Here is an 8,785-nt window from a genome sequence, read left to right as displayed (position 1 = left end):
TCTATATAAGATCGGAGCGCTGAAGCGCAACTACATACCTTTGTTTTAGAAGGTGACATTATTTATTCAATAGACTTGTATTGCCACAATAATAGCGCTTTTAATATATATAAGATCGGAGCGCTGAAGCGCAACTACATACCTTAAACTTGAATTGCCAAAATAATTTGGATGTTCCTCTGAGCAGCGTCCAAATTATTTGATTGCAAAGACTTTTCCTATTCCATCCTAATTGGAAAATATCCTGTGATTGCGAGCATTCGGAGCAAATGTGTAACCGTATCCGCGAATTGTTTGAATAAAATTTGGCACAGCCCGATCGACTTTAGCCATTTTCTTGCGAATTTGGCCGATATGTACGTCCACCACTCGCTCTTCTGATCCATAATTGCATTTCCAGCCCCAAATTTTTTCGATTAGCTGTTGGCGAGTCCAAGCTTCATCTGAATGAGTTGCCAAAAAACACAAAATCTCATATTCTAATTTGGTTAGAGTCAAAGTTTTATCCTGCAATCTTACTTCCCTACTCATTAAATCGATTTCTAGTTGACCGCAGACAAGGCTGCGCGGGTTGACGCTTCTCCCTCGCCGCAACAAGACTTCTACTCTAACTGCTAATTCTTCAATACTGAACGGTTTGCACATAAAATCGTCAGCACCTGCTTTTAGGATTTTAATTCGATCTTCTTCGGCGGTGCGGCTGCTCAGAATTGTGACTAAAACATTCGTCCGCTTTTGCATTTCTTGACAAAGTTTATAGCCTGTAGTATCGGGCAAATTCCAATCTAAAATCACGAGAACTGGGTTGAATTCATCAAATATTTCTAAGGCTGTTTTGCCGTCAACTGCAAATTGTACTTCATATCTCTGCTTCAGAAAGCGGTAGACTAAATTGCGGACGGGGGCGTCGTCTTCTACAACTAGAATTTTGGTATTTTGAGCGGTAGAGATTTTCATAATTTTTAACTCAATTGTTAATGGTGCAAAGTTAAGAAAGCGAAGCTGTCTAAAAAACAGTCTTTATTCTTTAGTCAGCCTCCGGCGGGCTAAAGTTTTTGTAGGCAATCCCCCTGTGGCATTGGTGCCAACTTAAACCTGGAAGCATTGAAAAATCTCGTTTTTCTCTGAGGCCAGATCCCCCCTAGCCCCCCTTAACAAGGGGGGGACAAGAATCCGATCAAAGTCCCCCTTCTTAAGGGGGATTTAGGGGGATCTGGCCTCGGCTGAAAGCAAGATTTATCAACAGTTCCAGGATTAAGTTGAGACCAATCCCCCTGTGGTGGCCCCGATTTCGATCGCCGAGGTATTTTTGTCAATAAATTAAATCGACACATGACTTATCCAGGCGCGATCGCCTTTCTGTGGAGATTTCAGCCAAAAAACTAATTTTTTCGCGGGATTTGGCAATTCTTTACAAAATTTAACCGAAACTCCCCATTACCAGAAAGAATTGGTTGAAATCAGACTATTCATTACTCCAATCCTCGGACTTATAAGTAGAGGTCGCTCTCAAACTGTCAACTGTCAACTGTCAACTGTCAACTGTTGAAGCTTCGCCGATCAGGGTGAAAGCTGCCCAATCTCTGGGGTTTGGGTGCTGCTGCATTGTCTCCAGCATGGCGCTGCACAGGGCTTGAGCTTTGTTGCCCGTTCGATCGAGATTTTGATAAAATTTCACCATCAAATCGGCTGTAGGAGCATCTGGCACCGCCCACAAAGAGACGATCGCACTGGATGTACCAGCCGAAATTAAAGCGCGAGACAAGCCGATAACCCCGTCACCGGTAATCCGCCCCATGCCGGTATTGCAAGCACTCAAAACCACCAAATCCGCCTGGAGGTGCAGGTGCAAAATTTCCTCAGCCGTCAGCAAACCGCTATCGGTGCGATCGGGTGCAAAGGCGATCGCACTGCCGAGTCCGCGAGTGCGATCGAGCAATCCGTGGGTGGCAAAATGGACAATGCGGGCGTCTGACAACCGCTGAAGCACGGCAGATTTGGTAGCGAATTTCCCCGTCAAGGCTTGGGTTTGGAACAATTGGGCGATCGCGTTAGCTTCGGTTTCTGAATGCGGCAAAGCAGACAACTGCTGCGGAGGTTGGCCCGGTACCAGAGCAACTTCAGGCATTGTCGGATTTCCTACTACTAAAATATCCCCAGCTAAATTAGAAATTTCTTGTCGTTTTTGACTCGTTAATTCCAGAATTTGAATTGCAGGAGCAGTCAAAATAGTATGTTTTTCAATCAAGTATTTTCCAGCAGCATCTTGCAGCGCCGGAAACGGCACAAAAAACAGTTCGCCTTGAGGAATAAAGATAATTTTAGCTGCTGGATCTGTCGGCAACAAGTCAGCAATCGGTTCGATTAGCAGTTGATGGAGTTTTTGCAAGCGAGGGTGATTGGTGAGGCTCGATTCCACTTTTGCTGCTACATCAATTGCAGGCCTCTTAATAGTCAACCCTGCGGGCCAAGAGGATTGGCAGAGCGAGAGAATGTTGTGAGTTTTATCAACAGATATTACTTGCCAAGGTTCCCAATTCGGCGCATCATCGTGGAGTTTGACTAAATCACCTGGGTACATTTTTAGAGTGGGATTGAAATCGCGATTCCTGATGCCGATCGCCTCGCGAGAATCGGCAACCAGCTCTTTGAGCGAAGTATGTTCGTAGTTGATGTCAACTTGGCGGAAGGCTATTTCACCCGTGGGCTGAATTACCCAAATAAAGAGTTCTTCTAAAAAAGAAATCGAATATTCGACAAAAGTTGCATTTTGGGCTTGGGCAATTTCTTGAATGCGATCGATGTTAGGCGGCTTAATATCGGGTATCGCATCTGAATTGGCAGATAACCGAGCACCCAGTAATTCTACAAACGCCCGCGCCCGCCCCCGCTCCGCAATTTCCAGCGCCTGTTTGGTTTTTTTCTGGACGATCAGGGTTTTTTCCAAGTGGCGGTAAGTTGCGGCTTGGGTTTCAAAAATAGATACTTTAAAGTTATCGCGATCGCTCAATTTTCCCCGCAGCGATTCCCAAGTTTGAATTGCATCGCCCAGGACTGTTTCAGCTTCTGCAAACTTGCCAAAGTCAAATAAAGCAAGTCCTAAATTGTTGAGAGTTGCCCCTTCTGATGCGGTTTCGCCGATCGCCCGCGCGATCTCCAAACTCTTGCGGCTGTATTCGATCGCCCGCTGGTACTGCCCCAAACAGCGGTAAGCATTGCCCAAATTTCGGCAGGAAGTTGCTTCCCCAGAGCGATCGCCAATTTCCTGTTGAATATCTAAGGATTGTTTGTAAAATGCGATCGCCCGCAAGTAATGCCCCAAATTACTGTAAGCATTACCCAGAATCACCAAAGAATTAGCTTCCCCAAAGCGGTTGTCAATTTTCGGTGCAAGATTCAGGGACTTCTCACAGTATTCGATCGCCAATTGATTTTGTCCCAGGGAAACATAGGTACGTCCCAAAGCGTTTAAGGAGTTCAATTCTCTATGCTTAGAGTTGAGTTTTATTGCCATATCTAAAGACTGAAGTTGGCATTCGATCGCCTGCTGGTATTCGCCCAGGGAATGATATGCACTCCCCAAATCGCGCCAGAAATTAGGTTCTCCATAGAGGTTGCCGATTTCCGGCTCAATCTTTAAACACTGTTGGTGGCACTCAATTGCTTGCAAGTATTCCCCCAAAGCATTGTAAATATTGCCCAAAGCGTTTAAAGAATCCACTTGTCCAGCGCAGTCGCCGATATCTCGCTGAATATTTAGCGCTTGCTGGTGAGAGTCAATTGCTTGCGAGTATTCCCCCAGCGCGCTGTAAATATTGCCTAGATTGTTCAAAGAATTCGCTTCTCCGTAGCCGTTGCCATTGTTTCTATGAATATTGAGCGACTCCTGATAGTATTCCATCGCCTGCGAGTATCTTTCCACGGAAATACTATCACTTTCCGAGAACGAATCTTGCTCCGGGCGCGGTATTTCTGGTCTCTTCAGAATGTTAACAAAAAATTTATTATTAATAGGAGACTGAATCGAGCGGTAAATCGACAACACATCTGCCGCCGACAGCGCCTGTTTGTAGAGTCTCATATCCCCAATATTACCTCGATAAATGCCACCAAAATCGTCCGATCGCCTGCCAACAGTCAAGGGCATACTATTCCTGAGAGAACTCTGTTGCCCTGTTGGGTTGAACCGCCAATCTACTTCCTTGCCATCGACATACCAGCGCCCTCCATCCAATCGATCGCGATCGACAGCAACCCCAACGTGATGCCATTGGTTGTCGCTAATAACAGGGAAAGTATCAATTTTTGTATAATAATATTCGCTACCACAGTTTACCCAACTTTTTCCATCGGCTATTTGCAGGTTAATTTGGCCCTGATAAAGAAATAAAGCCCAGCCCCGTAAAGGGCCAGAATTTTGAATCCGTTTATCAATAATCTTGACAATACCCAAATCACCCGTGCGAATCCACGCACACACAGAAAAGTCTTCCGTGCCGACATCCAGCAAAGGAGTGACTGGGAAAGTAACGTAACCTCCAGTCAGCAGCAGGCTTTCTTGCGGCCCGTTTTGCGATCGCTCAACAGCACGGCAAACGCTGTCAATTAGCAGTGCTGGAGGGAGATCCGGGCGATCGCTCGCCAAGTTTCCTGCTGCATCAAATGACCAAAGGGCGATCGGTGCTGTATTGAAAGTATTGTAGGCGCTTAATATTGGATATTTCATCTATAGGTTGATGTCTTATTTTTTAGGGAATTGTCAATGTAAATAATGGCGGGGATGGGGCGGGTTTTTGAGATTTTTTGTGGATTTTGTAGATGGTTGGCGAACCCGCCCCTACAGGATTTTGGGATGTTTTTTTGCAGCAAGCTCACCATAAATAAAAATGTACGATCCCTACAATTTGTCTCGTTCGTGTTCGATCCATTGACATTGATTCCTGTAGGGGCGGGTTCACCAACAATCTGAGCCAAAAACCCACAATCTCAAAAACCCGCCCCGGCCCATATATTATGCACGATCGGACTCAAACAAACGGTTCTAAAACAATCTCGTGCAAGCGCACAAACGGATGCTGCAATAAAGCATTCCAATCCGCCTCCAAAGTTACCAGAGAAGATATTTTTTCAAATCCAGTCAGCTCGGCTAGCGCTTCATACCGCAAATCATTTTCAGCATAAATCAGCAGCCTTTCCTCTAAAGTAGCTACCTGTAATTGACTCAAAAGTTTGTCCCGCAGCGCAACTAATTCAGTAATAGTTTCGTACCACAAACCGTATTTAGCCAACAGTAAAACGCGATGCCTCAGCGATGCAGTTTCTAGCTTAACTAAGATTTCTGGTGCCAATTTCACTCGCTCAACACACCCGTAGCGGGAGATATTCCCGCAGAAAAAATCCCAGCGATATTTTTTGCCAATTTCCAGAGGAGGTGCATTTGGTGGCAAGCAAAAACTCACAAGTCCCGCTGTTTTTGCAAGCTGAAAAAATGTTCGGAAAACTACTTCTTGATTTTCTTCGTCCCGCAGCACAAACTCAAAGGAAATGTCATCGGGAAATGGAGCCGGCAAGTACAGCCAAAAAGTCGGATGTGCGATCGCAGTCAATCCTAAATTTAGAGCCGGAATTAAAGCTAAAAAGTGGTGAAGATCGTCGCGGCTGCCTGCATCTCCGCGATCGCCCGGTGCACCCCGCGCGGGCGGCTCGTAAGCCAGTATCTGCGACTGCAAATGCGGTTCCCCCGATGAATCGGCGATCGTAGCAGCCAATCCAGGTTGAACAATTGTGACAGCAACCAGCAAATTAATCGCCGCCTGCTGTAGGAGCAGTTTTTTGTCATTCATAAAATATCTGCGAGGTAGAGGTACAAAGTCTCAGCGCGATCGCACGGCACCTGAAAATAATCTTGGCAGACTTTTATCTGCGTTTATCTGTGTTTATCTGCCTTAATCTGCGGTTTTTCTAATCAATCGTTGTGAGCCAAAGTCTAAATATCTGCATTAAATCTGCTACCTTTTCTGCTACCCTAAAAGCATATAGCTATCTTACCAAATAGCAGACCGCGTTCCTCCACAATTCTTGAGAAAAACTTATGTCTGCGATCGCACCATCCCCCAACCCACCCGTTTTAGAAGAACTTCGCTCCGGATTGCCCAACATTTGCGGTTCCGAAGCAGAAATCACTGCCGCCACCAACAGCAACGAACCAGTCTTTTTACCTAAGACAAATCTGCGCCTCGAAAACATTCAAGCCGGATTTGCTTGCGCCCTGCATATGCACCAACCTACAATTCCAGCAGGTGCAAAGGGCGAACTAATCTGCAATCTCCAGAATATGTTTGAAAATCCCAACCAAGGAGACAACCACAATGCCGGAGTCTTTGCTTGGTGCTATTCACGCATGGGAGAATTTATTCCCCAACTGATTGCTGAAGGTTGCAACCCGCGAATTATGCTCGACTATTCGGGCAATTTATTGTGGGGATTGCGCCAAATGGGACGCGACGATATCTTCAACAACCTCAAGCGAATTACCTGCGAACCTGAATACCAACCCCACGTAGAATGGCTGGGGACAATGTGGAGTCACGCCGTTATTCCCTCAACTCCAATTCCCGATATCAAACTCCAAATTCAAGCATGGCAACATCATTTTGCATCCATTTTTGGCATAGATGCCCTGAAGCGCGTTAAAGGTTTTTCGCCTCCAGAAATGCACTTTCCCAATCACCCCGATACTCTTTACGAATACATCAAAGCTTTGAAAGAATGCGGCTACCGCTGGCTAATGGTGCAGGAACATTCTGTGGAAAATATCGACGGTTCGGGATTGTCGCAAGACCAAAAATACATTCCCAATCGTTTGCAATCCCGCAATTCTCGCGGCGAAACCATCAGCATCACGGCTTTGATTAAAACCCAAGGTTCCGATACAAAATTGGTCGGTCAAATGCAGCCTTATTACGAAGCAAAAGGACGCAACAAACAGCAAATTAGCAATGTCACAATTCCTTCTTTAGTTACTCAAATTGCCGACGGCGAAAATGGTGGCGTGATGATGAATGAATTCCCCAGCGCCTTTGTCAAAGCTTGGCACGAAAACCGCGAACAAGGTGGCGGAAAATCCGGTGTTGTCGGTTTAAATGGGACTGAATATTTGGAGATGATTGAGGCGGCGGGTGTTAATCCTGATGATTATCCTGTTTGTCAGGGGATTAATCAGCACAAGATTTGGCTGCAAGTGAATCCTGATAGTGCAACGCCGGAAAAGGTGGAAAGTGCGATCGCGCAACTCAAGCAAACCGATCACAATTTTCACATGGATGGTGCATCTTGGACTAACGATTTAAGTTGGGTGAAGGGCTACGAAAATGTCCTGGAACCAATGAATCAACTCAGTGCAGCCTTTCACAAAAAATACGACACGCTGGTACAGAAAGATGCTGCTGTTACCAAGCAGTTTGAATATCAGCAGGCTTTGCTTTACAACTTGTTGGTACAAACAAGCTGTTTCCGCTATTGGGGACAGGGAACTTGGACTGATTACGCCCGCGAACTTTACAACCGCGGCGCTGCTTTGATGAAATAGAAGATGAGACGGCGGTTGAAACCGCGTCTACACAGACAAAACCCGCCTCCGCGGGTTGAAGTAACAAAATTTATGGTAGAGTGCCCCGGAAACCAACTATTTGACCAGTGTCAAATATCTCGGCTGACGCACCTTATACTTGTTGGCAAATTCGGGTCAATTACCAATTGCCAATTACCAATTACCAATGCCCCATTCCCCATTCCCCATTACCAAATCCTACATTTCCTGCATCAAACGCAAATAATTTTGTCTCATCTGCGTCATATTTTCCATCATTCTATTCGCCATATCTTTCTCAACTTCGCTCATTTGCTGCCAAAATACAGCAGAACGTCTGGCCAGAATTGCGTCTTCCCACAACATCTCCAAAAGTTGCGCGGCCATCGGATTTTCAGCATCTATAATCCCGCACAATTGCTCGAAAGCTCGGTTAGCTTCGGCGTGACTCCCAACATCCTGAGCGAGAGTCAGGCATTTTTTGAGTTGTACGATCGGGTTTTCAGAAGAGTAAGCCATAATTTCACTAAGTTTAAGCTACCAAATTTACACTGACACCTTTGACATTACTAGAGTTGCGACACGGCCGCACAGTTCCCCAAATACCACCGCCAAGGCAAATCAATCCCTTTAGTAATCCCGATCCGCGTAGTTTGCACAAAATTTATTGTACCCTCCTCCACGGCTTGCTGAAAGTCTTCGCTCCGGTGTTCCAACCGCAGCGCTTGGCCTGCGTCCAAGGGTAATTACCAAAAACTTGGGTTTAAAGCCCCGTCCTTCTAGGACGGCTTTGTGTTAGATTTTTAACGTAGCGAGTTCCTACGTAAGATGTTCGTTCTAGAATTCAAGGCGATCGGCAAACCAAATCAGTCCTCCGCTATAGACGAAGCAATCAGAACTGCTCAATTCGTTCGGAATAAGTGCGTCCGTTTCTGGATCGACAACCGAGGAGTAGGGCAAAAAGACTTGTACCGTCACAGCACTGCGCTCAGAGAAGAGTTTGCCTTTGTTAAAGAATTGAACTCTAGTGCCTGCCAAGCCTCTGTGGAAAGGGCTTATTCTGCCATTGCTCGGTTCTACGACAACTGCAAGAAAGCCGTTCCCGGAAAGAAAGGTTATCCGACTTTCAAGAAAAACAGTCGCTCAGTTGAGTATAAAGTCAGCGGCTGGAAACTCTCAGAAACTCGGAAGCAAATC

The 8,785-nt window shown here is 45.8% G+C and carries 6 protein-coding genes and 1 pseudogene; 2 read left to right on the top strand and 5 right to left on the bottom strand.

Translation table 11 applies throughout. The features are described from left to right. Window positions 1-228: 228 nt before the first annotated feature. The 3 genes from JGK20_RS32300 to JGK20_RS32290 all read right to left on the bottom strand — a co-directional run bounded on the left by JGK20_RS32300 (window position 229) and on the right by JGK20_RS32290 (window position 5,843). A complete protein-coding gene (locus JGK20_RS32300; RefSeq protein WP_293193786.1) occupies window positions 229-957 on the bottom strand; it encodes a response regulator transcription factor in 729 nt (242 codons plus the stop codon). A gap of 574 nt (window positions 958-1,531) precedes the next feature. Beyond that, window positions 1,532-4,726: a CHAT domain-containing protein gene (locus JGK20_RS32295; protein ID WP_293233531.1), complete on the bottom strand. Its 3,195-nt coding sequence runs from the start codon at window positions 4,724-4,726 to the stop codon at window positions 1,532-1,534. A 301-nt stretch (window positions 4,727-5,027) separates the two neighbouring features. Next, window positions 5,028-5,843 (bottom strand): DUF928 domain-containing protein, encoded by an 816-nt coding sequence (locus JGK20_RS32290; protein WP_293233529.1) that lies wholly within the window; start codon window positions 5,841-5,843, stop codon window positions 5,028-5,030. A 248-nt stretch (window positions 5,844-6,091) separates the two neighbouring features. Here JGK20_RS32290 and JGK20_RS32285 point away from each other — a divergent pair, with 248 nt between their 5' ends. Continuing rightward, the gene (locus JGK20_RS32285; protein WP_293193782.1) at window positions 6,092-7,588 is read left to right on the top strand and encodes a glycosyl hydrolase family 57; all 1,497 of its coding nucleotides are present in this window, start codon (window positions 6,092-6,094) and stop codon (window positions 7,586-7,588) included. Window positions 7,589-7,807: 219 nt separating this feature from the next. On the opposite strand, the gene JGK20_RS32280 is transcribed toward JGK20_RS32285, so the two are convergent. Next, the gene (locus tag JGK20_RS32280; protein ID WP_293148499.1) at window positions 7,808-8,107 is read right to left on the bottom strand and encodes a hypothetical protein; all 300 of its coding nucleotides are present in this window, start codon (window positions 8,105-8,107) and stop codon (window positions 7,808-7,810) included. Between the two features lie 50 nt (window positions 8,108-8,157). After that, the gene (locus tag JGK20_RS32275) at window positions 8,158-8,328 is read right to left on the bottom strand and encodes a hypothetical protein (RefSeq protein WP_366039773.1); all 171 of its coding nucleotides are present in this window, start codon (window positions 8,326-8,328) and stop codon (window positions 8,158-8,160) included. Between the two features lie 88 nt (window positions 8,329-8,416). Here JGK20_RS32275 and JGK20_RS32270 point away from each other — a divergent pair. Then, window positions 8,417-8,785 (top strand): annotated as a pseudogene (locus JGK20_RS32270) (RNA-guided endonuclease TnpB family protein); the annotation flags it as partial.

The sequence above is a fragment of the Microcoleus sp. PH2017_05_CCC_O_A genome (assembly GCF_020738785.1).
Classification (GTDB): Bacteria; Cyanobacteriota; Cyanobacteriia; order Cyanobacteriales; family Microcoleaceae; genus Microcoleus.
This window is presented reverse-complemented; position numbering and strand designations above follow the sequence as displayed.